The following is a 655-nucleotide window of genomic DNA, read 5'->3' as shown; positions in this document are numbered from 1 at the left end:
CATGCCCATCAACTTAAGAACGAAAACAAAATGAACTTTCGTTCAAACAAACTAAAAAACACGTAATGTACTTTTGGTATTGAAAAGTACACACACCAAATAAACTCTAACGAGTTTCATTTTAAAAATTATGCAGCTTTCTTTTGTTTTCCAAACCCATTATACTCATAGACAACACCCATAATATCAAAGATAGTTTTCTTCTCATATCGATGAGATTTCCGTCCATTCTTCTGTAGGAGGTCGAACAAACGGATTAAAATCTTTGTTAGATTTTGGGTGTTTCTCTGTATCGCTTGATATAACAGCGATACATGATCTTGAATCATCCCAATGGCTTTATATTCACTTAATTCTCTTTTGTTCTTTTGCAAAAGAAGTTTACGCATCTTAAACATCGTAGAAGAACAGATAAAGATGGCAATAAGTCTTCCATACACATGACATTCTAATCGCTCTTTTTTGATAGTTTGCCAATGATGAATTTGAAATAAGGATTTCCACGTTTTAAAAATAATTTCTATTTGCCAGCGAAGGGAGTAAAAGTCATGTATTTGTTCCATCGGAACAACTCCTTCAGGCGTATTTGAGACATATATGTTGATACCCGTTAATCGTTTACTCTTTTCTGAAAATGTAATACCCTTTTTACTTT

1 protein-coding gene is annotated in these 655 nt (G+C 32.8%); it reads right to left on the bottom strand.

Features of this window, described 5'->3' with window-relative positions; translation table 11 throughout:
- Positions 1-128 precede the first annotated feature (128 nt).
- On the bottom strand, positions 129-655 hold a 527-nt coding region (locus PDQ33_RS28995; protein ID WP_270757132.1), incomplete at its 5' end, for a transposase.

The sequence above is a fragment of the Bacillus cereus group sp. Bc031 genome, assembly GCF_027716265.1.
In the GTDB taxonomy this organism is placed as follows: Bacteria; Bacillota; Bacilli; order Bacillales; family Bacillaceae_G; genus Bacillus_A; species Bacillus_A paranthracis.
Note: the sequence above shows the minus strand (reverse complement) of the source record. Positions and strands in the feature narration are given on the sequence as shown.